Here is a 24,888-nt window from a genome sequence, read left to right on the forward strand (position 1 = left end):
CCCCGCCCCGTGCGCCGCTTCGTGCTGTTCCCTAGGCGCTCGCGAGCCGCTGCGCCGCGCGCTCCCCGCGGCGCGCCACCGGCTCCGTGCCGTAGGCCGCACCGAGCCCGTGGGCCGGCATGCCGGAGTAGATCGACTCGTACGAACCGGCGGGCACCACGTACGTCTCGTGCCAGATGCCGACGCTCCCCTCACTGCCCCGCGCGCGGCGGTTGAACGCCGTCCACGCGGGGCGGTGCTCCTTGCTCTGGTCCGCGGCGTAGGCGAGCAGCTTTTCGCGCGATTCCCAGTACTGGACGACGGTGAGGTTCCCCGGGCTGCCGGCCAGCGACCGGTAGCCCAGCAGCCCGCTGTCCGGGTCGCGGGAGAGCTCCTTGAGCATGCGCGGCATGGCGCTGAGGACGGGCAGCCAGTGGCGCACCGCTCGCCACTTGTTGATCCGCATGCCGATCAGGAAGACGACCACGTCCCCCTCGGCCGCGGCGGTGACCCGTCCCGGAATCGGTTGTGCACCCATGAGAGCTCCCCCAGTCGTGATGACGGCGCATTGGATAGGACCACTATCCATGCTTGGATAGTGCCACTCTCCAAAGAAGGGCGCAAGAGGACATGCGACTGGCGGAACTGAGTGAACGCAGCGGGGTGTCCACCGCGACGATCAAGTACTACTTGCGCGAAGGGCTGCTCCAGCCCGGCCGCAGGATCTCCGCCACCCAGGCCGAGTACGGGGACGAGCACGTGCGCCGGCTGCGCCTGGTGCGGGCCCTGATCCAGCTGGGAAAGGTGCCCGTGGCCACCGCGCGGGAGGTGATCGCCGCCGCCGAGGACACCTCCCTGGACCACCACTGGAGACTCGGCGCGGCCACCTGGGCGCTGGCGCACGGCCGGGAGGCCGCCACGGACGACGACCCGGCGGCCGAAGCCGCGGCCCGCACCGTGAACGCACTGCTGGAGCACCTCGACTGGCGGCACGACCAGGAGCTCGGGGAGCTCTCCCCCGCGTACCGCACGCTGGTCGCGGCGGTCGCCTCGCTGAGGCGCCTCGGGTACCCGTGCGGCGTGGCCCAGCTGCTGCCGTACGGGCGGCTGGCGGCCCAGCTGGCGGTCTCGGACCTGGACCTGATCGAGGAGGAGCCCACACCGGCCGCCCAGATCGAGGCGGCCGTCGCGCTGACCGTCCTCTACGAGCCGGTGCTGCTGAGCCTGCGCCGCCTGGCGCACGCCGAGGAGTCGGCCCGGCGCTTCACGGGCGGCGAGAAGCCCGCCTGAGGCACGGGGCCCTCGGCCCCACGCCCACGCCCCGGCCCCAGCCCGCTCACAGCCGCTCCGCGTCCCCCGGCCCCGCCATGCGCAGCGTGAGGACGGTCTCCGGGCCCTGTGCGCGTACCTCCACGACGTCGGCGAGGCTGCGGGCGAGCCACAGGCCGTCCTCGGGCCCCTGCGCCGCGCCGGACGGTGCGGGAGGGCGGTAGCCCGCGAACGGCGACACGGCGGCGCCGTCCGGCCCCGTGCGCCGCAGCTCGTAGACCACGGCGCCCGGCTCCTCCCAGGCCCGCAGCGTGACGCGGGCGCCCTCCGGGGCCAGGAGGTAGGCGGCCGCCTCGTGCACGGCCAGCTCGGCCAGGGCGAGACGCTCGCCGCTCAGACCCGCGCCGGCGGCCCGCTCACGGCCGAGGCGGCGCAGCTCCGGGGCGTCGGCCGTGGGGCCTGTGCTGCGCGCCACGGAAGGCGCGCACGGGGCGGGGCCCGCCACGGCCGCGGCATAGGCCGCAGGCTCGGTGTAGGCCGCGCAGGGCGTCTGCCGCTCGCCGTCCAGCCGGGCGGGGTGGGTGGCCACGGCGGCCTCCACCACGTCCCCCGGGACGACGCGGGTGTCGTACGGGCAGATCATCCACACGGGCAGGTCCGCGAGGAGCACGTTGAGCCCGGACTCCATGCGCTTCCACTCGGCGGTCTGGCGGGCGGACCGGCCGCCCCACACCGGCTCGGCGATGATCCGCGTCCGCCGCCCGGGGCGGGCGCGGCGCCCGTGGTAGCGCAGGAAGGCGGACACCCGCTCGACGGGGCGGCGGCCGAAGTAGGCGGTCTCGGCGGTGTCGAGGTGGTGGGCGCCCTCCCCCAGGGCCGCCCGGAGCAGCTCGATGTTGGCGGGCGTCGTGGCGGCGAGGACGGGTTCCCCGGCGGCGAATCCGTCCTTCGCGAACGGCACCGCCATCGCCAGGAAGTCCGCGTCGGATCCGTACAGGCAGGCGTGGTGGACGAAGCCGGACGGACCGGTGCGGTCAGCAGCCATGCGCGGCCCCCAGCCGCAGGCCGGGGGTGGTGTCCCAGCCGATGAGGGTGATGACCTGCAGCAGGTGGGGCGGCACTCCGGCCAGCTCCACGGTGCAGTGGCGGGCGGCGCGGGCCCTGGCGAAGGTCATGAGCAGCCGTAACCCCGCGAGGTCGAGGAACTCCACCCGGGACATCTCCAGGCACAGGCCGCCGCGGACGGAGGCCACCGACTGCAGGGCGTCCCTGAGGTGGCGGTGCGAGTCGGCGTCGACTACTCCTACGATCCGCAGGCCCGGCGGGCTGACGGTGGGGACGACGGTCAGTTCGGCCGTGCGGACGAGAGGATCCACTTCGACGCTCCTGGAATGGGCCGCTGCGAGGGCGTCCAGCGCGGCGGGCTCGCGGCGACGGATGTGGGGCTGTCGCAACTCGGGCGCCCCGCCGGTGCCCGAACTCCGCGGCGGGCAGGGCTTCGTGGCGCGGCGGAGCCGGCAGCGGCCGCCGCGGGGATGGGCCATGAGGGGATTATCGGGCCGGGCCGGGGCGCACGGAAGGCCGCATGAAAAAATGCCCCCCGCCTATGCGGGAGGCATTCTCTCTGTGGTACCCCCGACCGGATTCGAACCGGCGCTACCGCCTTGAGAGGGCGGCGTGCTAGGCCGCTACACAACGGGGGCTTGCTTTTGTTTTGCTCGGCAGACCGAAAAAGCAATCTGCGCTGGGCTACCAGGACTCGAACCTAGACTAAATGAACCAGAATCACTCGTGCTGCCAATTACACCATAGCCCATGGTGGTTTTATAACCAGTACCCCCGACCGGATTCGAACCGGCGCTACCGCCTTGAGAGGGCGGCGTGCTAGGCCGCTACACAACGGGGGCCCTAGCGATCTCCCCCCAGGTCCCCCCGAGCGGAAATCTGTACCCCCGACCGGATTCGAACCGGCGCTACCGCCTTGAGAGGGCGGCGTGCTAGGCCGCTACACAACGGGGGCTTGCACTTCGCTTTTTGCGCTTTCGCGCGCTTCCTACTTTATCAGTAGTTTTGCGAGAGAATTTCGGCGAAGAATTTCTCTTGCTGGGGTACCAGGACTCGAACCTAGACTAAGGGAACCAGAAACCCTCGTGCTGCCAATTACACCATACCCCACCGTAACTCCACCCCCCTCAGGGGGGCTTGTCCGGCTTGCGCCCTCCGCTCCGGCCTCTCGGCCCTCTCGGGCGGCGCAGGAAGAACATTACCCGAAGGAGGACGGGGCGCCAAAATCGATAGACGCCCCTGCGTAAACAGCACGGGGCCCGGCCGCCTCACGGGAGAGGCTGCCGGGCCCCGTGGGGGCCGTGCGTCAGGCGGTGAGCTTCGCCAGCGCGGCGTCGACGCGGGCGAGCGTGCGCTCGCGTCCGAGGATCTCCAGGGACTCGAACAGCGGCAGGCCGACCGTACGGCCGGTGACCGCGACCCGGACCGGAGCCTGGGCCTTGCCGAGCTTCAGGCCGTGCTCCTCGCCCGCCGCGACGACGGCGGCCTTGATGGCGTCGGCGTTCCACTCGGCGTCCGCGAGCTTGGCACGGGCCGTGCGCAGCAGGGCGTCCGAGCCCTCCTTCATCGCCTTGGCCCAGGAGGCCTCGTCCTCGGCCGGCTCCTCCAGGAAGAGGAAGTCGACGTTGGCGGTGATGTCGGAGAGGACCGTCAGGCGGGTCTGGGCGTGCGGGGCGATGGCCTCCCACGCGGCCCGGTCGAAGGCCTCGGGCGCCCACGGGGCGTGCGGGGCCGTGAGCCAGGGCTCACAGGCCTCGGCGAACGCCTTCACGTCCAGCCGGCGGATGTGGTCGGCGTTGATCGCCTCGGCCTTCTTGAGGTCGAAGCGGGCCGGGTTGGCGTTGACGTCCTTGATGTCGAACGCCGCGACCATCTCGTCCATCGAGAAGATGTCCTGGTCGGCGGAGAGGGACCAGCCGAGCAGCGACAGGTAGTTCAGCAGGCCCGCCGGGAGGAAGCCGCGCTCCCGGTAGAGGTTCAGGGAGGCCTGCGGGTCGCGCTTGGAGAGCTTCTTGTTGCCCTCGCCCATCACGTACGGCAGGTGGCCGAACTCGGGGACGGCCTTGGCGACGCCCAGCTCGATCAGCGCCTTGTACAGGGCGATCTGCCGCGGCGTGGAGGAGAGCAGGTCCTCGCCGCGCAGGACGTGGGTGATCTCCATCAGGGCGTCGTCGACGGGGTTGACGAGCGTGTACAGGGGCGCGCCGTTGGCCCGGACGATGCCGTAGTCCGGCACGTTCTCCGGGGTGAAGGTCAGCTCGCCGCGGACGATGTCCGTGAAGGTGATGGCCTCGTCGGGCATCCGGAAGCGGACGATGGAGGCGCGGCCCTCGGCCTCGTACGCCGCCTGCTGCTCGGGCGTGACGACGCGGCACTTGCCGTCGTAGCCGGAGGGGCGGCCGGCGGCGCGGGCGGCCTCGCGGCGCTCGTCGAGCTCCTCGGCGGTGCAGTAGCAGCGGTAGGCGTAGCCGCCGTCCAGGAGCTTCTGCGCGACGTCCTTGTAGATGTCCATGCGCTGCGACTGGCGGTACGGCGCGTGGGGGCCGCCGATCTCGGGGCCCTCGTCCCAGTCGAAGCCCAGCCAGCGCATCGAGTCGAGGAGCTGCTGGTACGACTCCTCCGAGTCGCGCGCAGCGTCGGTGTCCTCGATGCGGAAGACCAGGGTGCCGCCGTGGTGGCGGGCGAACGCCCAGTTGAAGAGGGCGGTGCGGACCAGACCCACGTGGGGGTTGCCGGTCGGCGAGGGACAGAAACGTACGCGGACGTTCGCGTTAGCCACGCTTGATCACCTTGTTGGTGAGAGTGCCGATGCCTTCGATGGTGACGGCGACCTCGTCGCCGACGTTGAGCTGGCCGACTCCGGCCGGGGTGCCCGTGAGGACGACGTCGCCGGGGAGCAGCGTCATCGCCTCGGTGATGTGGACGATCAGGTCCTCGATGGAGCGCACCATGTCGCCCGTGCGGCCCAGCTGGCGCTGTTCGCCGTTGACCGTGCACATGATCCCGAGGTCGCTCGGGTCGAGCTCGGTCTCGATCCAGGGGCCGAGCGGGCAGGAGGTGTCGAAGCCCTTGGCGCGGGCCCACTGCTTCTCGCGCTGCTGGGCGTCACGCGCGGTGACGTCGTTGGCGCAGGTGTAACCGAGGATGACGTCCTTGACGCGCTCGCGGGGGACCTCGCGGCACATGCGGCCGATGACCACGGCCAGCTCGGCCTCGTGGTGCAGCTCGCTGGAGAAGGAGGGGTACTCGATGGCGCCGCCGGGGCCGATCACCGAGGTGGAGGGCTTGAGGAAGGCCACGGGGAGGTCGCCGACCTCGTTGCCCAGCTCCGCGGCGTGCTCGGCGTAGTTGCGGCCGATGGCCACGACCTTGCTGGGCAGGACGGGCGAGAGCAGGCGGACCTTGTCCAGCGGGACCTTCGTCCCGGAGCGCTCGAAGTCGCCGTAGGGGATGCCCTTGATGATGTCGAGGACGGGGCCGCCTTCTGTGACGGCGTCCCCCTCCACGACGCCGTATCCGACGTTGCCGTCGATGGAGAACCTGGCGATGCGCACGGGAAGCTTTTGCCCCTTATCTGATCCGGCCGGAGTCTGACACCCCAGGCTATCGCGGGGGCCGCCGGCCGCCCGTGCGCGACGGATCCGCGCGGCCGGCGGGGACCGGCCGGGCGGATCCTCGCGGCGGGTCAGTCCTGGGGGACGAGCACCGGTGCCGTCATCAGCACGGTGCGGCGCGGGTTCGCGGTGACCGGCGGGAGCTCGGTGGCGTGGGCGACGGCCTCGGCGATCCGCAGGGAGGCGCTGTCGTCGAGGTGGACGAGCGTCGTGCGGAGCGGGTTGGCGGTCTTCCGGTTCGCCTTCGGGGTCGCCTTCCGGGACGTCAGCTTCGTCGTGCTGGTCATCTCTTGCTGCCTCGCGGTGTCGTGGCGCGCTGGGTGCGCCGGGGGTGTTCCGGGGATGTCCCGGGGGTGTTCTCGCGGCCTTGGGTAAAGGAACAGGCTAGGCACGCCTATCCCCACGCGTCCGTGGGAGAAGTCCTGAGTTGCTTGTGAGTTTGCTCACGAGAGCACCGAAAAATGCCGCATAGCGGACGGCCTCCCGGCTCTCACGAAACGGACATTGCAGGGCTGAACCTGACGTTCCGCTCCTGATCATGGAATCTGGGACACCCGGCGACCCTCCATACCGACCGGTCGACTTGCCCGTCTATGCCCTTTATAAAGGCCCTGGTCCTCTACGCCCCGTGACGATTTCCGGCACTGAGCGTGATGCCGGTGCGGGTGGGGTGCACCGGCCTTGTTGGAGATCTGGCACTGTGCTGGAATTCCACGGACCGCCAGGGGGCAACCGCGGTCCCCCCACGACTCGACACCGTCCCGCCTTCGACCGGCGGGGCGCCTGGTCCAGAGGTTGCGACGCTAGTGCAGGGACGTTTCAAGAGGGATGGCAGCGCTGCGGCGGAGCCGGAGCCGCGCGGTGCGAACGACCGCGGCACGCCCGCCGGAGGACCGGCGGGCGACGGTTCCGCCGACCCGCAGCAGGCCACGTCAAAGGCGAAGGCCAAGGCGAACAAGGCCAAGCTGCCCAATGGGCCCGGCTCACGAATAGCCCTGCGCAACTGGCGCATCAGCACCCGCCTCGTATCCCTGCTGGCCCTGCCCGTCGTCGCCGCGACGACGCTGGGTGGCCTGCGCATCAACGACGCGCTCAACAACGTCGAGCAGCTCGACCACATGAAGCTCCTCACGGAGATGACCGGTCGCGCGACCCTGCTGGCCAACGCGCTCCAGGAGGAGCGCGACAAGTCCGCCGGCCCGCTGGCCCGGGGTCTGACCGACGACGACGGCGTCACGGCGTCGCGGGAGAAGACCAACCAGGCGATCAGCGCCTTCACCGGGGCCACCCAGGGCGTGAAGCCGACCGACCCGACGATGGTCGGCGTGCAGACCACCCTGGTCGACATCAGCCGCCAGCTGAAGAAGATCCAGGAAGTCCGGGGCAACGCGTACAAGAACGAGCCCGAGTACATCGCCCGGACCGTCAACAACTACGACGGCCTGATCAACTCGCTGCTCTCGCTGTCCCAGGACATGGCCCAGGCGACCAGCAACGCCGAGATGATCACCAGCACGCGTGCGCTGGCGACGTTCTCCGCGGCCAAGGAGTACGCCTCGATCCAGCGCGCCGTGATCAGCGCCGCGCTCGCCAACCCCAAGGGCGCCTACCTCTCGGGCAACGACCAGCAGTACGGCCGCGAGGCGTACGACGCCGAGAACGAGGCCATCCGCCGCTTCACCGCCATCCGCGGCGGCGACTCCCAGCAGCTGCTGCAGTCGATCAACGGCGGCAACGCGGACATCACCCAGGCCAAGACCTACACCGACCGCGTCTTCACCAAGAGCGAGGGCGTCAAGGGCGAGCCGAAGTCGTACAAGGACTGGTACGACCAGGCCTCGGTCAAGCTCGGCGAGATGTCCAAGATCGAGCAGACCCTGCTCTCCCAGATGGAGCAGAAGGCGCTCGAGCTGCGTGAGGACGCCCAGCAGGACGCCATCCTCAACGGTGTTCTGATCATCCTCGTTCTGGGTATCTCGCTCGTCGGCTCCTTCGTCGTGGCCCGCTCCATGGTGCGCTCGCTGCGCCGTCTGCAGGACACCGCACAGAGGGTCGCCCAGGACCGTCTGCCCGAGCTCGTCAAGCAGCTGTCCGAGACCGACCCGCAGGACGTCGACACGTCCGTGGAGTCCGTCGGCGTGCACAGCCGCGACGAGATCGGCAAGGTGGCCGCGGCCTTCGACGACGTGCACCGCGAGGCCGTCCGCCTCGCCGCCGAGCAGGCCCTTCTGCGGGGCAACGTCAACGCGATGTTCACCAACCTCTCGCGCCGGAGCCAGGGCCTCATCCAGCGTCAGCTCTCGCTCATCTCCGAGCTCGAGAGCCGCGAGGCCGACCCCGACCAGCTGTCCTCGCTGTTCAAGCTCGACCACCTCGCGACCCGCATGCGCCGTAACGGCGAAAACCTCCTCGTCCTCGCGGGCGAGGAGCCGGGCCGCCGGTGGACCCGCCCCGTGCCGCTCGTCGACGTGCTCCGTGCCGCCGCCTCCGAGGTGGAGCAGTACGAGCGCATCGAGCTGAGCGGCGTGCCGCCGACGGAGGTCGCCGGCCGCGTCGTCAACGACCTCGTGCACCTCCTCGCCGAGCTGCTCGAGAACGCGACCTCGTTCTCCTCGCCGCAGACCAAGGTCAAGGTCACCGGTCACGCGCTGCCCGACGGCCGCGTCCTGGTCGAGATCCACGACACCGGCATCGGCCTCTCCCAGGAGGACCTGGCGGCCATCAACGAGCGGCTCGCCAGCCCGCCGACCGTGGACGTCTCGGTCTCGCGCCGCATGGGTCTGTTCGTGGTCGGCCGCCTGTCCCTGCGACACGGCATCCGCATCCAGCTCCGTCCGTCCGACTCGGGCGGTACGACCGCGCTCGTCATGCTGCCGGTGGACGTCGCCCAGGGCGGCAAGAAGCCGATGCCCGGCGCCGTGCCCCCGGCCGCGGGCGGTGCGCCCGGCATCCCCGGTGGCAACCCCGGCGCCGCGGGCTCCGCGCCGCGCCGTCAGGTGCCGCCCGCCGCCGGCCAGCAGCGCCCCGCGCTGCCCCCGCGCCAGGGTGCGCCCGACGGCGGTCTGCCGACGCGACCCGCCCCCGCGCCCGGCGGCGGTGCCAACCCCGCCGCGGGCAGCCTCTTCGACACCACGCCGCGCGGTGGTGCGGACCGTGCGCCCGCCCAGGGCTCCGGCGGCCGCCCCGCGCTGCCGACCCGTGGCAACGGCGGCCCCGCCGCCGTGCCGCCCCCGCCCCAGGCGGGCAAGGGCGGTGGCCGCGGCCGGCAGCAGCAGCCCGGCAAGTCCGGCCAGCAGGGCCAGGCCGGCCAGAGCGGCCAGCCCCGTGGCAACGGCGCCGGCGAGCTTCCGGCCCGTCAGGCCCCGAGCTGGGGCAGCGAGCAGGCCCCTGCCGCGCCCAAGGCCCCGAAGGCGCCCGCCGCCCCCGTGGACGACTGGCCGGTGTCCGGCAGCGGCTCCACGCGCTCCGCGCAGGACACCCCGCGCGGTCACGAGGACGTCGAGAGCACCGGGCAGTTCCCCGCGTCGCGTCCCGCTCTGCCCGCCGGGCCGGGCGACACCGCCGAGTTCCCGGCGATCGGGTCGGCTCCGGAGCCCCAGGGCACCACGGGCCGGTTCGCGCAGCCGCAGCACGGTGACGCGCCGAACAGCACGTCCGGCCAGTTCGCCCGCCCCGTGCAGGGCGACAACCCGAGCAGCACCTCCGGCCAGTACGACCGCCCCGCCCTCGGCGAGGCGCCGAACAGCACGTCGGGTCAGTACGCCCGCCCCGTGCAGGGCGACAACCCGAGCAGCACCTCCGGCCAGTACGACCGCCCGGAGCTCGACGACGACCCGCTGACCAGCACCACCGGTCAGTTCGCCCGTCCGGCGCTGCGCGAGTCCGGCCACAGCTCGCCGCTGTTCGAGGAGCTGGAGTCCAACTGGTTCCGCGGTGCCGCCGGCGAGGGCCAGGCCGCCGCGCCGGAGCAGACCCCGGACCCGGCCTCCGGGCAGGACCTGCCGAAGCGTCAGCCGCGGCAGTCCCTCCAGGACCCGGAGCGCGGCCCGCTCGGTGCGGTCCCCCAGGCCCCGCAGGCTCCGCAGGCCGGTCGGCCGCCCCGGCCGGTCCGGCCGTCGCAGGCCCGCCCGGCCCCGCAGACCCGGCAGGCGCCGCAGGCGCCCCAGGCCCAGCAGGCTCCGGCCGACAACTGGCGCCAGTCCCCCAACGACGAGACCTGGCGCCGGGCCGAGCAGGTCCGCGAGCCCTCCGCGGGCGGCAAGACCGCTTCCGGGCTGCCGCGCCGTGTCCCCAAGGCGAACCTGGTCGAGGGCGCCGCGCAGGCGACGCAGCCGATCCAGCAGGTCGGTCCGCAGGTCTCGCGTGCACCCGACGACGTGCGCGGCCGTCTGACCAACCTCCGCCGGGGCATCCAGCAGGGGCGTCAGGCCGGCACCACCTCGACCACGGGCAACCACACGGTTGACCCCACCACTTACCAGCAGGAGCGTTAGTTGAGTCCGATGAGCCAGGCGGCGCAGAACCTGAACTGGTTGATCACCAGTTTCGTGGAGAACACCCCAGGGGTGTCCCACACCGTCGTGGTCTCCGCCGACGGACTCCTTCTGGCGATGTCCGAAGGGTTCCCGAGGGACCGCGCCGACCAGCTGGCGGCCGTCGCCTCCGGCCTGACCTCGCTGACCGCCGGTGCCTCCCGCATCTTCGAAGGCGGTCCGGTCAACCAGACCGTGGTGGAGATGGAGCGGGGCTTCCTCTTCATCATGTCCGTCTCCGACGGCTCCTCGCTGGCCGTGCTGGCGCACCCCGAGTGCGACATCGGCCTCGTCGGCTACGAGATGGCCCTCCTCGTCGACCGCGCGGGCAACGTCCTCACCCCGGACCTCCGCGCCGAGCTCCAGGGCAGCCTGCTGAACTGACCGATGTTTCCCGCAGATCCCGTCCGACCGTACGGCCGAAAACCCCCCACCGGCCCGCGCTCGACGGCATTATTGCCAGTCCTGCTGTCCTGTCCGGAGGATTCATGACCCCGCCCGCCTCGCCCGGCCCGTACGGTGCCTCTCATCACGCGCCGTACGGGAGTGAAGGCGAAGAGCCGCTGATCCGCCCCTACGCCATGACGGGCGGCCGTACCCGGCCGCGCTACCAGCTCGCCATCGAGGCGCTGGTCAGCTCCACGGCCGACCCGGCCGTGCTCGGGAGCCTGCTCCCCGAGCACCAGCGGATCTGCCACCTGTGCCGCGAGGTGAAGTCGGTCGCCGAGGTCTCGGCGCTGCTGAACATGCCGCTCGGCGTGGCGCGCATTCTCGTCGCGGACCTGGCGGAGGCCGGCATGGTGGCGATCCACCAGCCGGGCGGCAGCGGCGAATCCGGCGGGACGCCGGATGTGACACTGCTCGAAAGGGTTCTCAGTGGACTTCGGAAGCTCTAGCGGGGGCGTGGGCGGCGGCGGTACGGGCCGCTCCACCACCTCCGCGAAGATCGTGGTGGCGGGCGGCTTCGGCGTGGGCAAGACCACGTTCGTCGGCGCGGTCTCGGAAATCAGTCCGCTGCGCACCGAAGCCGTCATGACCTCCGCCTCGGCGGGGATCGATGATCTGAGCCACGTTCAGGACAAGACCACGACGACCGTGGCGATGGATTTCGGCCGTATCACCCTGGATGACGACCTCATCCTGTATCTCTTCGGTACGCCGGGCCAGGACCGCTTCTGGTTCATGTGGGACGACCTGGTCCGCGGCGCCATCGGCGCCGTCGTCCTCGTCGACACCCGCCGCCTCGCCGACTGCTTCCCCGCGGTCGACTACTTCGAGAACAGCGGCCTGCCCTTCGTCATCGCCCTCAACGGCTTCGACGGACACCAGCCCTACGCCCCCGAAGAGGTCCGCGAGGCGCTGCAGATCGGGCCGGACACGCCGATCGTCACGACCGACGCCCGGCACCGCGGCGAGACGAAGAGCACCTTGATCACCCTGGTCGAGCACGCTCTGATGGCCCGGCTGAAGTAACTCTTCGTCAGATTTTCGCCGGTTCTCCGCCAGTTCTTCGCCAGTTCCCCGCCGGTTCTTCGCAGGCCTTTGTCAGCTCTTCGCCGACAACTTCCGCAACGACCGGATCGTCGCGTGAAACGTTACGGAGGGGCTGTGGCATTGGACACGACCCGACGCAGAGTTCATAACGTTTCGACAGAGAATCGACCGGACGCGGCAACCCACCGCGTTCGGTCGACTTCACTGTGCGCACATTTCGCCCGCCATTTGGCGCCGCTCGCTCTTAATGCCCGTTTTATGTCGGGTAAATCGAGTGGCCTGGCGGGAGCCCCCGCTGTTTGGAATGCGCACCCCCGACGTGCTGGAATTCCAGGAACTGAGCAGTAACGGCTCAGCCGAAAAACGGCACACAACCCGGGTGCCGACGCCGAGAGGTTGTTGGTCGAGTGACGCGCAGAAAGACGGGCGCCGCACAGCAGACGCAGGACGGGCGAGGCAACTTCACCCCGCCGTCACGCGCAGCGGTGCCGCCTTCGCCTTCCCCTGCTTCCAGCGTGCCCGAAACCCCGGCTCCCACCGGGGGCACGGGCGGCCGGTTCTCACCCCGCAACTGGCGGGTGCCCGTCCGGCTGAACGCGATCCTGATGATCCCCGTGATCGTGGCCCTCGTCTTCGGCGGCCTCGACGTCAAGGGATCCGTCGACACCTGGGAAGAGGCGAAGGACGCCGCGAACACCGCGCGAGTGGTGCGCTCCGCGGCCACCTACGCCCACGCGGTGATCGACGAGCGCGACCTGACGGCCCAGCCGCTCCTGCAGAACCACCCCGACGACCCGGTCATCAAGAAGACCCGGGATGCCACGGACGCCGCCCGCGCGGAGTTCGACAAGACCGTCAAGGACATGCCGGACACCCCGGCCCTGCGCCGCCGCATGAAGCTCTTCCGCGAGGCGGAAGGCAAGCTGCCCTCGCTGCGCAAGAACGCCTACAAGCCGGAGATGACCGGGGTCCAGACCGAGGACGGCTACGGCGCCATCCAGCGTCCCCTCATGGCCTTCGCCAACGAGCTGGGCTCGGGCCTCGGCACCGACAACGTCGTCTCCTACGGCCGCATGGTCTACGCCGTCTCCCTGGCGAAGGCCGCCGAGTCGCTGCAGCGCTCCATCGGCACCCACCTGCTCGTCAAGCCGAGCAAGGACCCCAAGGAGCAGCAGCTCCAGCGGACGTCCTTCTCCTCCTACTACTTCCTCGAGTACATCGCCCGCGCCGAGTACGACGCGAGCGGCACCGAGGACGACATCAGCCGCCTGAACGACGCCATCGCCACCAAGGCGAAGGCCTCGGAGCAGGACAAGGTCGCCCAAGCGATCATGGCCGGCAAGACGCCGGACCAGCTGGAGAAGGCCGGCATCACGGTGGCCGGCTGGCAGGACGCCGCCACCGCGAAGTTCGACGCCTACCGCTCGGTCGAGGTCTACCTCACCGACAAGGCGGTGGACGAGGCCGAGAAGATCTCCTCCGACGCCCAGCGCGACGCGATCGTCAACTCCTCGATCATGATCGTGGCCCTGCTGCTCGCGTTCTTCGTGGCCGGCATGATGGCCCGCTCCATGAGCCGCAACATGCGCCACCTGCGGCGCGCCGCCTTCGACGTGGCCGAGCAGCGCCTGCCGGCCCTGGTCGACCAGCTGTCGCGGACCGACCCGGGCCGGGTCGACACCCGGGTCCAGCCGATCCCGATCACCACCCGGGACGAGATCGGCGAGGTCGCCCGCGCCTTCGACCAGGTCCACCGCGAGGCCGTCCGGCTCGCCGCCGAGCAGGCCCTGCTCCGTGGCAACGTCAACGCGATCTTCACCAACCTCTCGCGCCGCAACCAGAGCCTCATCGAGGGTCAGCTGACCCTGATCACCGAGCTCGAGGAGCACGAGGCGGACCCGGACCAGCTGGAGAACCTCTTCCGCCTGGACCACCTGGCCACCCGTATGCGCCGCAACGGCGAGAACCTCCTGGTCCTCGCCGGCGAGGAGCCCGGCCGCAGCTGGGACCAGCCGGTCCCGCTGGTGGACGTGCTGCGCGCCGCCTCCTCCGAGGTGGAGGCCTACGAGCGCATCGAGCTCTCGGGCGTCCCGGACGCCGACATCCACGGCCTCGCCGTGACCGACCTCGTGCACCTGCTCGCCGAGCTGCTGGAGAACGCCACCACGTTCTCCTCCCCGCACACCAAGGTCCGGGTGACCGCGACGCGGCTGCCCGACGGCCGGCTCATGGTCGAGATCCACGACAAGGGCATCGGCCTGACCGCCGAGGACTTCGCGGACATCAACCACAAGCTGGCCAACCCGCCGACCGTGGACGCCGCGATCTCCCAGCGCATGGGCCTGTTCGTGGTCGGCCGCCTGGCGACGCGCCACGGCATCCGGGTCCAGCTGCGCCCCTCGGGCGAGCAGGCCGGCACGACCTCGCTGGTCATGCTGCCGGACCGGATCACGCACGGTGGCGGTGGCGAGGACGAGCTGTCCGGCGACGACTTCACCGTCTCCCAGATGGTCCCGGACCAGCAGCAGGCCGTGCCCCAGGCGGCGCCCCAGGCCGGCGCCGTGGGCGGCCGCATGCGCACCGCGGCGGAGCTGGGCTTCGACGACTCCCGCTACGAGCAGCGGCAGGAGGGCGCTCCGAGCGCCTCGCTGGACCCGGTGAACCGTTCCCGGCTCCGTGAGGAGCGGCGTGCGGCGCTGGAGGCGGCGGCCGACAACCGCCCGCTGTTCCGCGACGAGGTGCCCCAGCAGCCGCAGCACGAGCAGCAGCCGTCGTACGACCAGCAGCAGCCGGCCTACGACGAGCAGCGGTACGACGAGCAGGGCCCGCACCGGACCGCAGAGTTCCCGGCGCTGCCCGAGCAGCCGTACGAGCAGCCGTACGAGCAGTCCTATGAGCAGTCCTACGAGCAGCAGCAGCCGCAGCACGGCTACCCCGACTCCGGCTACGCCGAGCAGGGCTACGCCGAGGCCGGCTACCCGCAGCAGCAGGCGTACGCCGAGCCCGAGGTGCCGACCCGGAACGACGTGTGGCAGCAGCCTGGTACGTACCAGGACGGCGGCCCGCAGGGTTACGGAGCGGATTCGGAATCACTGCCGCCCGCTGACACGGCGCAGCCCGAGCGCGTAGAGTTCGACCGTCCGGGCCCCTCTACGAGCGGCTCCCACTCGCTGACCGGGTCCGGTCTGCCGCGCCGCGCGACGCAGTGGCAGCAGTCCGAGTCTGTCGAAGAGGCCGCGGGGGCCGGCGAACCGGAGCAGCCCCAGCAGGACGTCTCACAGCAGCCTCACGAGGGTGACAACGCCGACTGGCGATCGGAGAACGACGAGCGCTGGCACCGTGCCGAGCAGCTCCGGGACCCGAAGGCCGGCGGAGTGACCCCCTCCGGACTGCCCCGCCGAGTGCCCAAGGCCAATCTCATCGAGGGCAAGGCGGCGCAGACGCCGCAGGGCGGTTCTCAGATTTCCCGTGCCCCGGAGGACATACGCGGCAGGCTCAGCAACCTGCGCCGTGGTGTCCAGCAGGGGCGCACCGTGGGGACGGACAGCGGTTCGGCCACCACACATGAGCAGTATGAGCAACACGACCAGGGCTTCGGCCCCGGCGGCACCTACGATCAGGAGCGTTAGTGTGAGCCCGATGAGCCAGGCGGCGCAGAACCTGAACTGGTTGATCACCAGTTTCGTGGAGAACACCCCAGGGGTGTCCCACACCGTCGTGGTCTCCGCCGACGGACTCCTTCTGGCGATGTCCGAAGGGTTCCCGAGGGACCGCGCCGACCAGCTGGCGGCCGTCGCCTCCGGCCTGACCTCGCTGACCGCCGGAGCCTCCCGCATCTTCGAAGGCGGCGCCGTCAACCAGACCGTGGTGGAGATGGAACGAGGCTTCCTCTTCATCATGTCCATCTCCGACGGCTCCTCGCTGGCCGTGCTGGCGCACCCCGAGTGCGACATCGGCCTCGTCGGCTACGAGATGGCCCTCCTCGTCGACCGCGCGGGCAACGTCCTCACCCCGGACCTCCGCGCCGAACTGCAGGGGAGCCTTCTCAACTAGCAAAGAGGCAGTGCGTTTCGCGCCACCGCGCCATAGGGTGCGGTGGCGCGACCAGCAGCAGACAGGCACGTTGAGGAGGAGACGTGGCAACGCCCCCCGGCGGTTACCCGTACGGCAATGATCAGCAGGCTCAGCCTCCGCTGAACCGCTTCAATTTCCCCTCCGCACCAAGCCAGCGTGCGCAGGCGGAGCCGGCACGGCCACCGCAAGTATCACAGGCGCCTCAGCACCGCAGGGCGTCCTCGTCCCCTTCCGGCGGCAAGCGGAACAATCCGCTGGTCCGCCCCTACGCCATGACCGGCGGCCGGACCCGGCCGCGCTACCAGCTCGCCATCGAGGCGCTGGTGCACACCACGGCCCAGCCGGCCCAGCTCCAAGGGCAGTTGCCGGAACACCAGCGCATCTGCCACCTGTGCCGCGAGATCAAGTCGGTCGCCGAGATCTCGGCACTACTCACCATCCCCCTCGGCGTCGCCCGAATCCTCGTCGCCGACTTGGCGGAGGCCGGACTCGTCGCCATCCATCAGCCCGGCGGCGACGAGTCCGCCGGCGGCCAGCCTGACGTGACACTGCTCGAAAGGGTGCTCAGTGGACTTCGGAACCTCTAGCGGCGAGGCAGCCCGCTCCACCACCTCCGCGAAGATCGTGGTGGCGGGCGGTTTCGGCGTGGGCAAGACCACGTTCGTCGGCGCGGTCTCGGAGATCAACCCGCTGCGGACCGAAGCCGTCATGACGTCCGCCTCGGCGGGCATCGACGACCTCACCCACGCGCCGGACAAGACCACGACGACCGTGGCCATGGACTTCGGCCGTATCACCCTGGACCAGGACCTGATCCTGTACCTGTTCGGTACCCCCGGCCAGGACCGCTTCTGGTTCATGTGGGACGACCTGGTCCGCGGCGCCATCGGCGCCGTCGTCCTCGTCGACACCCGCCGCCTCGCCGACTGCTTCCCCGCGGTCGACTACTTCGAGAACAGCGGCCTGCCCTTCGTCATCGCCCTCAACGGCTTCGACGGACACCAGCCCTACACGCCGGACGAGGTCCGCGAGGCGCTGCAGATCGGCCCCGACGCGCCGATCATCATTACGGACGCCCGCCACCGCAACGAGGCGAAGAGCGCCCTGATCACCCTGGTCGAGCACGCCCTGATGGCGCGCCTTCGGTGAGGCGTCGGTCGCACCGACGCAAAAAGGCCCCCGCGGCGCGCTCCTCACGGAGTGTGCGGGGGCCTTCTGCGTGGCCGGCGCCCGAGCCCGACCGGCGCCGGCATGCCGAGAGGGCCCGGGGCATCGCCCCGGGCCCTCTCGGTGTCTTTCGTCTCAGCCCTGCCAGCTGTGCGGCGCCCTGAAGCCCGGCGTGCGCTCCAGGCGGCGCCAGACGGCCGTGGTGCGGCGCGGGCGGGGCGGGGCCGCGTGGGTGTCGGCGGCGGCGGCGCGGGCGAGGAGGACGGCGGTGACGGCCGCGAGCTCCTCGGCGTCGGCCGTGCCCTTCTCCACGCGTACCAGCGTGTCGTTCATGCGTGTCTCCCTTACTGGGGCGGGTTGCCGTGCTTGCGGGAGGGCAGGTCGGCGTGCTTCGTGGCCAGCATGGCCAGCGAGCGGATCAGCACCTGCCGGGTCTCGACGGGGTCGATCACGTCGTCGATCAGTCCGCGCTCGGCGGCGTAGTACGGGTGCATCAGCTCGGCCTTGTACTCCTTGACCATGCGCGCCCGCATCGCCTCGGGGTCGTCGGCCTCCGCGATCTGCTTGCGGAAGATCACGTTGGCGGCGCCCTCCGCGCCCATCACCGCGATCTCGTTGGTCGGCCAGGCGTAGGTCAGGTCCGCGCCGATGGACTGCGAGTCCATGACGATGTACGCGCCGCCGTAGGCCTTGCGCAGGATGACCGAGATGCGCGGCACCGTGGCGTTGCAGTAGGCGTACAGCAGCTTGGCGCCGTGGCGGATGATTCCACCGTGCTCCTGGTCGACGCCGGGGAGGAAGCCGGGGACGTCCAGAAGAGTGATGATCGGAATATTGAAGGCGTCGCACATCTGGATGAAGCGCGCGGCCTTCTCGCTGGCCTCGATGTCGAGGACGCCGGCCAGCGACTGGGGCTGGTTGGCGACGATGCCGACGACCTGGCCGTCCAGCCGGGCGAGGGAGCAGATGATGTTGGTGGCCCAGCGCTCGTGGACCTCCAGGTACTCGCCCTCGTCGACGATCTCCTCGATGACCTTGCGCATGTCGTACGGGCGGTTGCCGTCGGCGGGCACGAGGTCCAGCAGGGCCTCGCCCAGCCGGTCGGCGGGGTCCTCGCTCGCGACGCGCGGCGGGTTCTCCCGGTTGTTCTGCGGCAGCAGCGAGAGGAGGTAGCGCACCTCCTCCAGGCACGTCTCCTCGTCGTCGTACGCGAAGTGCGCGACGCCCGAGGTCTCGGCGTGCACGTCCGCACCGCCGAGGCCGTTCTGGGTGATCTCCTCACCGGTGACGGCGCGGACGACGTCGGGGCCGGTGATGAACATCTGGGAGGTCTCGCGGACCATGAACACGAAGTCGGTCAGGGCCGGCGAGTAGGCCGCGCCGCCCGCGCAGGGGCCGAGCATCACGGAGATCTGCGGGATGACGCCGGAGGCCTTGGTGTTGCGCTGGAAGATGCCGCCGTAGCCGGCCAGGGCGGAGACGCCCTCCTGGATACGGGCACCGGCACCGTCGTTCAGCGACACCAGGGGCGCGCCGGCGGCGATGGCCATGTCCATGATCTTGTGGATCTTGGTGGCGTGGGCCTCGCCCAGCGCGCCGCCGAAGATCCGGAAGTCGTGCGCGTAGACGAACACGGTCCGGCCGTGCACCGTGCCCCAGCCGGTGATCACACCGTCGGTGTAGGGCTTCTTGCTCTCCAGTCCGAACCCCGAGGCGCGGTGCCGGCGCAGCGGCTCCACCTCCGAGAAGGACCCTTCGTCCAGCAGGAGGTCGATACGCTCCCGGGCCGTCAGCTTCCCCTTGGCCTTCTGGGCCTGGGTCGCCCGCTCGCTCGGACCACGCCGAACCTGCTCGCGAATGGCGTGCAGCTCGGCGACGCGCCCACGGACGTCACTCGCCTCTACGGGCGCACCTTCGAGATTGCTCATGCATAGACGGTACGTGGCGAGGACGCCCGGGACTCATGTCGTTTCCATACAACGTCACGCGCCTTTTGGTGGGCAGGCGTCACAGAGGCTCGCAGCCGCCGGGAGCGGGGGTCCCCCCGATAGGGGGGTGCTGCTGTAGAGGTTCCACAAAACTCTTGCCTCTGCCCCGTAGGCTGGCGAACTTGACGAGGCGGGGGCCCCGGACGGCGTCACGCCGGGTCATTCCAAGGTCACGGTGCAGCGGTGGGGGGCGCAGGCGGTGCCGGGGGCGACCCGCAGTCGCAGGCTGTCACCTGTCGACAGGACCCGCACCGTGGCGTCGTGCGCCGTCACCCGGCGCACGGGGCGGTCCCACGTGATCTCGAAAGGTGTTCCGGTCCGGGACGGTTCGGCCATATGGAGGGTAGCGCTCCGGCCGCGGTCGCGGACGAGCACGGCGGCGGGGGCCGTGACGGCGAGGGCGCCGGCGGCGCCGGGGGCCCAGAAGGCGGCGGCGGTGAGGCCGAGGGCGGGCAGGTGCGCGGCCTGGCAGGCGGCGGTGTTGGCGAGGAGGGCGAGCCAGGCCTCGTCCTCGGCGCGCGCGGCCACGGCGCGGGGGCCGGCGCCGGGCATGAGCAGATAGGCGTACGCGGCGTCGGCGGGGTCGGTGCCGTGGGCGTGCCAGAGGGTGACGTAGCGGCGGGTGAGGGGGTCGGGTGCGCCGCCTGCGTTGATGTCGCGCCAGGCGCCGGTGCGGGCCTCGCGCAGGGCGTGGAGCGGGGCGCCGCCGGGGAGGCGGGCGGGGAAGACGTAGCCGCCGTGGCCTTCGAGGTGGATCCAGCGGGCGGCTTCGTAGCGGGCGCTCCAGCCGTCGGTGACGGGCTGGGGGACGCCGTCGACGAGGAGGGCGGGGGCCCCGTGCGCCCCGAGGTCGCGGTGCTCGACGGTCGTCCCGACCGGGGTGCCGTCGCGCGCGGTGATGCCCGCGCCCAGGCACACGACGGCGTCCGCGGCGAAGATCCAGGCCTTGCGGGCCTCCAGGGTGGAGGAGAGCCCCTTGAGGTGCTGGCCGACGACGGCGAACTCGCCGTCCGTCACTCCTCCGACCCAGCGCACGGCGGGCCGGGGCTCGCCCCATGCGCCGCCCTCGTTGTCGGCGAGCCGCTTGGCGGAGGCCGTGGTGCCGGGCATCCGGTAGGGATCGGCGGTGGGCCAGAAGGCGTCCGTGTACGGGGCGCCGTCGCCCGCGCGCCACCAGGAGAGCATTCCGGCGCCGGTGTGCCAGCCGCGCGGGTGCTCGCCGTTGCCGTTCTCGTAGTGGGCGATGCGCTCGGAGGCCATGGCGAGGCCGGCCGTCCAGCCGGGGCGGCGGTGCACGGCGCGGTCCATGGCGGGGAAGAGGCGGTGCCCCACGGGGGCGGGTGCGGGCGGTACGGGGCTCGCGCAGGCGGCGGCGAGCCGGGCGAGGTCGGCGACGGCGAGCGCGGGGTCGGTGAGCAGCGGGAGGGTGGTGTCGCGGGCGGCCCAGCCCTTGATCATCGCGTGCCAGCGGGTGCGTTCGGCCGGGCTCGCGCTGCCGGCCAGGAGAGCGACGGCGGCGATGAGGGCGTGGCCGCGCTGGTGGTCGCTCTGCTGCACGCGGCCGGGGTCGGCGCTCTGCAGGCCGCGGCTGACGGCGCGGCCGGAGACGGCGTCCATGACGAGCCCGTCGTGGATCAGGGGTGCGTACGCCTTCTCGACGCTGTCGTAGGCGGTCTGCCGGGCCGGGTCGGTGATCTCCCAGGGGGAGCCGCGGAGCAGGGCGAGGAGCCGGCCGAGTCCGTCGAGCAGCACCTGGCCGTACGTGCCGGAGTAGGCGACGTGGGTGTGCTGGACGAAGGAGCCGTCGGCGTAGAGGCCGTCGCCGCGGGTCACGTAGGGGAAGACGGGCGAGAGGGCGTCGCGGGCGAGGGCGGTCTTGGCGGCGGAGGCACCGAGGATGCCGCGAAGGGCGACGACGCGGCACAGGTCGACGCGGTTGGCGCCGGTGCTGGTGCCGGTGTAGTCGCCGAGCATCGCGTCGGGGACGAAGTGGTCGACGGCGGCGAGGAAGGCGGTGCGCCGTGCGGCGCCGGCCTCGTCGTGCAGGAGGGTGAGGCTGTCGAGGAGGAGCCTGGGGCTGCCGATCTGCCACTCCCACCAGTTGCCGTAGCGCGTGGTGGCGGGGTGGTAGACGCGGGCGTGGACGTGGTCGAGCCCGGCGAGGGTGTCGGCGGCCAGGGCGGGGTCGCCGGTCAGCCCTGTGCCGGGCTGGGCGTAGGCCTGGGCCATGGTGTGCAGGCGGGCGTAGCTGCGGGTGATGCCGGAGGGCGGGTCGAAGGGGGCGTCGGGCCACAGCGAGGCGGGGCCGGGGGCCATGCCGGTGCGGTAGGTGCGGGCGAGGTCCCCGGTGCGGCGCAGCGCGGTGGCGTAGGGCTCGGCGGCGGGGTCGAAGCCGGTGCCGAGCATGAGGCCGCGCCAGCGGGCGCGGAGGGCGGCGAAGGCGGCCTCGTCGTCGGCGCGGGCCGTCCCGGTGGTGAGGCCGAGGAGGGTGCCGGCGACGGACGCGGCGAGGAATCCTCTGCGGGACCAGGCGGACGGCAGGGGTGCGGCGGAACCGGACAGCACGGCGGGTCCTCCCGGGGCGCGTGGAGCGGGGCGGTGCGGACGGTGCGGGACGGTGCCGGAGGCACACCGTGGCACGGGGCGGGAAGGCGCGGCAATGCCCCGGCGGTGGTGTCGGCCGGAAAATCACCCTCCATAGATGTTGAATGTTTAACCAACCCGCGCTACGGTGATGCCGAATCAAGTTGAACTTTCAACGAGATCACCCCGCGCCGGGTCCCCGGCCGACCGGATCCTCGACCAAGGAGCACACCATGGGCCTCTTCAGCCGCAAGCAGAGCGCAACCCCCGCCGTCCCCGCCCCGCGCGCCGTCGACCCCGCGCTGGCCGCACTGACCGGCGACTACACCATCGACCCCGCCCACAGCAGCATCGGCTTCACCGTCCGCCACGCGATGGTCACCAACGTCAAGGGCGCCTTCACCGAGCACGAGGGCACCCTCGGCCTCGACGGCACCGACCCCTCCCGCTCCACCGCCTCCATCGACGTGCGCATCGCGAGCGTCGACACCGGCATGAAGGACCGCGACGCCCACCTGCGCGGCGACGACTTCTTCGACGCCGAGCGCTTCCCCGTGATGAGCTTCCGCTCCACCGCCGCCGAGCAGCTCGGCGGGGACCGCTACCGCATCACCGGCGACCTGACCATCAAGGACGTCACCCGCCCGCTCTCCATCGACCTGGAGTTCAACGGCTCGGCCACCGACGTCTACGGCAACGAGCGCGTCGGCTTCGAGGGCGGCGCCGAGATCCTGCGCTCCGACTGGGGCCTGACCTGGAACGCCGCCCTGGAGACCGGCGGGGTCATGGTCAGCGACAAGGTGAAGCTGACCTTCGACATCTCCGCGGTCAAGGCCGCCCCCCAGGCCTGACCGTGCGGTGTCACCGGCCGAGGCGCAGCAGACGGTCGACGACCTCCGCGCCTCGGTCCGCACCCGCGCTCAGCGCGATGTGGTTGTCGGGCCGTACGAGTACGAGCCCGTCCCCCTCCACGCCGTACGCCCGGCGGGCGTGCCCGTCGGGGTCGTCCTGTTCCGTGACGAGGTGCGTGCGCAGCAGGCCCGCGCACTTCTCCCCCGCCTCAGCAAGAGCCGCCTCGCTCCCCCGGCCGAAGCCGAGCAGGGTGAAGTGCGGCCCGGCGAAGACGTCGAAGAGCCGGCCGTTCCGGCAGAGCGCGTCGGGTGCCCGCCCGCCGGCCTTCTCCCCGCCCCATGCGAGCGCGCTCCAGCCGTAGCCGACGCCCAGCGTGGTGACGTCGTCCGTGATCACCGCCTCCGTGCCGACCCCGGCCTCCTTCACGCCCTCGACCACCGCGCGCAGCCGCTCGTCGGTGAGGTCGAGCGTCCAGGCGGCGACGGGCAGCCGCTCCTCCTCGTACGTGTCCAGCAGGCCCGGCGCGGCGTGGCCGAGCACCACGTACGCGAGCTTCCAGCCGAGGTTGAAGGCGTCCTGGATGCCGGTGTTCATGCCCAGGCCGCCCGCGATGGAGTGGACGTGTGCGGCGTCCCCGGCGAGGAAGACCCGGCCGACGCGGAAGCGGTCGGCCATCCGGACGTTGATGCGGTAGGCGGAGAACCAGGTGGGGTCGGACAGCCGGATGCCGCCGTCCCGCGTGCAGCGGTCGGCGAGCCGCTGGAACGACTCCAGCGTCGGTGCGGCCGGCCGCCCGTCGGCGCCGCGCTCGGGGGTGCCCTGCAGCTGCCAGTGGGTGCTGCCGCGGAACGGGCAGAGCATGAGCGCCGCGTCCTCGTCGAACCACTGGTGCCAGTAGGCGGGGTCGAGTCCGTCGACGCGGACGTCGCCGATCACCATGGACTCCTCGGCGTGGGTCGCGCCTTCGAAGCCCACGCCCAGCGCCTTGCGCACGGGGCTGTGGCCGCCGTCGCACCCCACGAGGTAGGCGGCCTCGATGCGCCGCCCGTCGGTGAGGGTCGCGACGACGCCGTCCGTGTCCTGGGTGAAACCGGCCAGTTCGCAGCCCCTCTCGGGCGCCACGCCGTACTCCGCCAGCTTGTGGCGCAGGATCTCCTCGGTGCGCCACTGGGGGATGAGCAGCCCGCTGGCGTACGGGGTGTCGGGCGTCGGGGTGCGGTCCGCGAAGGTGACGGTGTCGGCGATCGCGACGCCGTCGCGGTACTTGCGCAGGGTGATGTGCTCGGTGCCCGAGGCGGCGGCCTCGGCGCCCACGCCCAGGTCGTCGAAGAGCTCGCGGCTGCGCTGGTTGAGGCCCTTGCCGCGCGAGGCGCGGTGGAACTCCCGGGACTTGTCGATGATCCGTACGGACGCTCCGGCACGGGCGAGGGTGCAGGCGAGAGTGAGCCCGGTGGGCCCGGCGCCCACGATCAGGACGTCGGTGGCAGTGGTCGTCGCATCGGCGGCGGTGGTCGTCGTCATGCCCTCATGAAAGACCGCCCGGGCAGAAAACGCAACCGAGTAACAAAAGATTCTGAGTAACGACATCTCTGCTAGAGTGGCAGCGTGACCGAGGAGACCGGGCTGCGGGAGCGCAAGAAGCAGCGCACGCGGCAGACGCTGTCCGAGACCGCGATCGCGCTCTTCCTGGAGCGCGGCTTCGACCAGGTGTCGGTGGCCGAGGTGGCGGCGGCCGCGGAGGTGTCGAAGCCGACGCTGTTCCGCTACTTCCCCGCCAAGGAGGACCTGGCCCTCCACCGCATCGCCGACCACCAGGGGGAGGCAGCACGCGTCGTACGCGACCGGGCGCCGGGCGAGTCCCCGCTGGCCGCCCTGCGCGCCCACTTCCACGCCCGGCTCGACGCCCGTGACCCCATCACGGGCCTGTGCGACGTGCCCGCCGTGCTGGCCTTCCGGGACATGCTCTACTCGACGCCGAGCCTGCAGGCCCGCCTCGTGCGCTATGCCGCCGAGGACGAACGCGCGTTGGCCGAGGCCCTGGAAGAGGCGGGGGCGGACGAGGTGACGGCGCGGCTGGTGGCGACGCAGATCATCGCCGTCCACCACGTCCTCGCGCGGGACAACTGGGTGCGCCTTTCGGCCGGGAGCATCACCGGCGCCGTCCTGGCCGCGGCCCACGCCGACGCCGAGCGGGCGTACGACCTGCTCGGCGCCGGGCTGGCGATTCAAGGGCTGTGACGCCCGTTCAAGGGCTGTGACACCCGTGACGTC

21 protein-coding genes and 5 tRNA genes are annotated in these 24,888 nt (G+C 71.6%); 11 read left to right on the forward strand and 15 right to left on the reverse strand.

Annotation, left to right across the window (positions count from 1 at the left end):
* Positions 1–31: 31 nt before the first annotated feature.
* Positions 32–517 (reverse strand): DUF4188 domain-containing protein, encoded by a 486-nt coding sequence (locus tag IE241_RS13690; RefSeq protein WP_190021990.1) that lies wholly within the window; start codon positions 515–517, stop codon positions 32–34.
* A 92-nt stretch (positions 518–609) separates the two neighbouring features.
* Here IE241_RS13690 and IE241_RS13695 point away from each other — a divergent pair, with 92 nt between their 5' ends.
* Entirely contained in the window at positions 610–1,269 is a 660-nt protein-coding gene (locus IE241_RS13695; RefSeq protein WP_190021991.1) for a MerR family transcriptional regulator, read from the forward strand.
* A gap of 46 nt (positions 1,270–1,315) precedes the next feature.
* On the opposite strand, the gene IE241_RS34625 is transcribed toward IE241_RS13695, so the two are convergent.
* From IE241_RS34625 to IE241_RS13745, 10 genes are all read right to left on the reverse strand, one after another.
* A complete protein-coding gene (locus IE241_RS34625) occupies positions 1,316–2,293 on the reverse strand; it encodes an anti-sigma factor RsbA family regulatory protein (protein ID WP_190021992.1) in 978 nt (325 codons plus the stop codon).
* Positions 2,283–2,792, reverse strand: a complete 510-nt coding sequence (locus IE241_RS13705) for an STAS domain-containing protein (protein WP_190021993.1) — start codon at positions 2,790–2,792, stop codon at positions 2,283–2,285. The genes IE241_RS34625 and IE241_RS13705 overlap by 11 nt, the downstream gene beginning before the upstream one ends.
* 83 nt (positions 2,793–2,875) lie before the next feature.
* Positions 2,876–2,951 (reverse strand) — tRNA-Glu (locus IE241_RS13710).
* A 41-nt stretch (positions 2,952–2,992) separates the two neighbouring features.
* Positions 2,993–3,064 (reverse strand) — tRNA-Gln (locus tag IE241_RS13715).
* An 18-nt stretch (positions 3,065–3,082) separates the two neighbouring features.
* Positions 3,083–3,155, reverse strand: a tRNA-Glu gene (locus IE241_RS13720).
* 40 nt (positions 3,156–3,195) lie between these two features.
* A tRNA-Glu gene (locus tag IE241_RS13725) sits at positions 3,196–3,268 on the reverse strand.
* A gap of 83 nt (positions 3,269–3,351) precedes the next feature.
* A tRNA-Gln gene (locus IE241_RS13730) sits at positions 3,352–3,423 on the reverse strand.
* A gap of 196 nt (positions 3,424–3,619) precedes the next feature.
* Complete coding sequence (gene gltX / locus IE241_RS13735; protein WP_190021994.1) at positions 3,620–5,092, reverse strand: glutamate--tRNA ligase; 1,473 nt, start codon at positions 5,090–5,092, stop codon at positions 3,620–3,622.
* Positions 5,085–5,867 carry a fumarylacetoacetate hydrolase family protein gene (locus tag IE241_RS13740; protein WP_190021995.1) on the reverse strand — a complete coding sequence of 261 codons (783 nt, stop codon included), beginning with the start codon at positions 5,865–5,867 and terminating at the stop codon, positions 5,085–5,087. Before IE241_RS13740 ends, gltX begins: the two co-directional genes overlap by 8 nt.
* Before the next feature lie 131 nt (positions 5,868–5,998).
* Positions 5,999–6,214, reverse strand: a complete 216-nt coding sequence (locus tag IE241_RS13745; RefSeq protein WP_190021996.1) for a hypothetical protein — start codon at positions 6,212–6,214, stop codon at positions 5,999–6,001.
* Between the two features lie 519 nt (positions 6,215–6,733).
* On the opposite strand from IE241_RS13745, the gene IE241_RS13750 reads away from it, so the two are divergent.
* The 8 genes from IE241_RS13750 to IE241_RS13785 all read left to right on the forward strand — a co-directional run bounded on the left by IE241_RS13750 (position 6,734) and on the right by IE241_RS13785 (position 17,176).
* Positions 6,734–10,420: a sensor histidine kinase gene (locus IE241_RS13750; RefSeq protein ID WP_190021997.1), complete on the forward strand. Its 3,687-nt coding sequence runs from the start codon at positions 6,734–6,736 to the stop codon at positions 10,418–10,420.
* A gap of 9 nt (positions 10,421–10,429) precedes the next feature.
* Entirely contained in the window at positions 10,430–10,843 is a 414-nt protein-coding gene (locus IE241_RS13755) for a roadblock/LC7 domain-containing protein (protein ID WP_190022198.1), read from the forward strand.
* A gap of 104 nt (positions 10,844–10,947) precedes the next feature.
* The gene (locus IE241_RS13760; protein WP_058046432.1) at positions 10,948–11,355 is read left to right on the forward strand and encodes a DUF742 domain-containing protein; all 408 of its coding nucleotides are present in this window, start codon (positions 10,948–10,950) and stop codon (positions 11,353–11,355) included.
* Complete coding sequence (locus IE241_RS13765; protein ID WP_190021998.1) at positions 11,336–11,932, forward strand: GTP-binding protein; 597 nt, start codon at positions 11,336–11,338, stop codon at positions 11,930–11,932. Before IE241_RS13760 ends, IE241_RS13765 begins: the two co-directional genes overlap by 20 nt.
* A 428-nt stretch (positions 11,933–12,360) precedes the next feature.
* Entirely contained in the window at positions 12,361–15,582 is a 3,222-nt protein-coding gene (locus IE241_RS13770) for a sensor histidine kinase (RefSeq protein WP_190021999.1), read from the forward strand.
* Position 15,583: 1 nt separating this feature from the next.
* Positions 15,584–16,006: a roadblock/LC7 domain-containing protein gene (locus IE241_RS13775; protein ID WP_049717348.1), complete on the forward strand. Its 423-nt coding sequence runs from the start codon at positions 15,584–15,586 to the stop codon at positions 16,004–16,006.
* An 83-nt stretch (positions 16,007–16,089) separates the two neighbouring features.
* Positions 16,090–16,614 carry a DUF742 domain-containing protein gene (locus IE241_RS13780; protein ID WP_190022000.1) on the forward strand — a complete coding sequence of 175 codons (525 nt, stop codon included), beginning with the start codon at positions 16,090–16,092 and terminating at the stop codon, positions 16,612–16,614.
* Complete coding sequence (locus tag IE241_RS13785; protein WP_171087808.1) at positions 16,595–17,176, forward strand: GTP-binding protein; 582 nt, start codon at positions 16,595–16,597, stop codon at positions 17,174–17,176. The genes IE241_RS13780 and IE241_RS13785 overlap by 20 nt, the downstream gene beginning before the upstream one ends.
* 153 nt (positions 17,177–17,329) lie before the next feature.
* On the opposite strand, the gene IE241_RS13790 is transcribed toward IE241_RS13785, so the two are convergent.
* The 3 genes from IE241_RS13790 to IE241_RS13800 all read right to left on the reverse strand — a co-directional run bounded on the left by IE241_RS13790 (position 17,330) and on the right by IE241_RS13800 (position 21,747).
* Positions 17,330–17,527 carry an acyl-CoA carboxylase subunit epsilon gene (locus IE241_RS13790; protein ID WP_190022001.1) on the reverse strand — a complete coding sequence of 66 codons (198 nt, stop codon included), beginning with the start codon at positions 17,525–17,527 and terminating at the stop codon, positions 17,330–17,332.
* An 11-nt stretch (positions 17,528–17,538) separates the two neighbouring features.
* Positions 17,539–19,122 carry an acyl-CoA carboxylase subunit beta gene (locus IE241_RS13795; protein ID WP_168094037.1) on the reverse strand — a complete coding sequence of 528 codons (1,584 nt, stop codon included), beginning with the start codon at positions 19,120–19,122 and terminating at the stop codon, positions 17,539–17,541.
* 219 nt (positions 19,123–19,341) lie between these two features.
* Positions 19,342–21,747: a polysaccharide lyase 8 family protein gene (locus IE241_RS13800; protein ID WP_229899211.1), complete on the reverse strand. Its 2,406-nt coding sequence runs from the start codon at positions 21,745–21,747 to the stop codon at positions 19,342–19,344.
* Positions 21,748–21,998: 251 nt separating this feature from the next.
* Between IE241_RS13800 and IE241_RS13805 the strand changes: the two genes are divergently transcribed.
* Positions 21,999–22,616 carry a YceI family protein gene (locus IE241_RS13805; protein ID WP_190022002.1) on the forward strand — a complete coding sequence of 206 codons (618 nt, stop codon included), beginning with the start codon at positions 21,999–22,001 and terminating at the stop codon, positions 22,614–22,616.
* 10 nt (positions 22,617–22,626) lie between these two features.
* Here the strand turns inward: IE241_RS13805 and IE241_RS13810 are convergent, their stop codons facing one another.
* On the reverse strand, positions 22,627–24,138 hold the full coding sequence (locus IE241_RS13810; RefSeq protein ID WP_190022003.1) for an FAD-dependent monooxygenase: 1,512 nt from the start codon (positions 24,136–24,138) through the stop codon (positions 22,627–22,629).
* Positions 24,139–24,222: 84 nt separating this feature from the next.
* On the opposite strand from IE241_RS13810, the gene IE241_RS13815 reads away from it, so the two are divergent.
* Positions 24,223–24,855, forward strand: a complete 633-nt coding sequence (locus IE241_RS13815; RefSeq protein ID WP_190022004.1) for a TetR/AcrR family transcriptional regulator — start codon at positions 24,223–24,225, stop codon at positions 24,853–24,855.
* Positions 24,856–24,888 lie beyond the last annotated feature (33 nt).

It is taken from the genome of Streptomyces hiroshimensis (assembly GCF_014650335.1).
In the GTDB taxonomy this organism is placed as follows: domain Bacteria; phylum Actinomycetota; class Actinomycetes; order Streptomycetales; family Streptomycetaceae; genus Streptomyces; species Streptomyces hiroshimensis.

Coding starts and splice junctions, on each gene's coding strand:
- IE241_RS13690 (WP_190021990.1), bottom strand. CDS start 517: ATGGGTGCACAACCGATTCCGGGACGGGTCACCGCCGCGGCCGAGGGG.
- IE241_RS13695 (WP_190021991.1), top strand. CDS start 610: ATGCGACTGGCGGAACTGAGTGAACGCAGCGGGGTGTCCACCGCGACG.
- IE241_RS34625 (WP_190021992.1), bottom strand. CDS start 2,293: ATGGCTGCTGACCGCACCGGTCCGTCCGGCTTCGTCCACCACGCCTGC.
- IE241_RS13705 (WP_190021993.1), bottom strand. CDS start 2,792: ATGGCCCATCCCCGCGGCGGCCGCTGCCGGCTCCGCCGCGCCACGAAG.
- IE241_RS13745 (WP_190021996.1), bottom strand. CDS start 6,214: ATGACCAGCACGACGAAGCTGACGTCCCGGAAGGCGACCCCGAAGGCG.
- IE241_RS13755 (WP_190022198.1), top strand. CDS start 10,430: ATGAGCCAGGCGGCGCAGAACCTGAACTGGTTGATCACCAGTTTCGTG.
- IE241_RS13760 (WP_058046432.1), top strand. CDS start 10,948: ATGACCCCGCCCGCCTCGCCCGGCCCGTACGGTGCCTCTCATCACGCG.
- IE241_RS13790 (WP_190022001.1), bottom strand. CDS start 17,527: ATGAACGACACGCTGGTACGCGTGGAGAAGGGCACGGCCGACGCCGAG.
- IE241_RS13795 (WP_168094037.1), bottom strand. CDS start 19,122: ATGAGCAATCTCGAAGGTGCGCCCGTAGAGGCGAGTGACGTCCGTGGG.
- IE241_RS13805 (WP_190022002.1), top strand. CDS start 21,999: ATGGGCCTCTTCAGCCGCAAGCAGAGCGCAACCCCCGCCGTCCCCGCC.
- IE241_RS13810 (WP_190022003.1), bottom strand. CDS start 24,138: ATGACGACGACCACCGCCGCCGATGCGACGACCACTGCCACCGACGTC.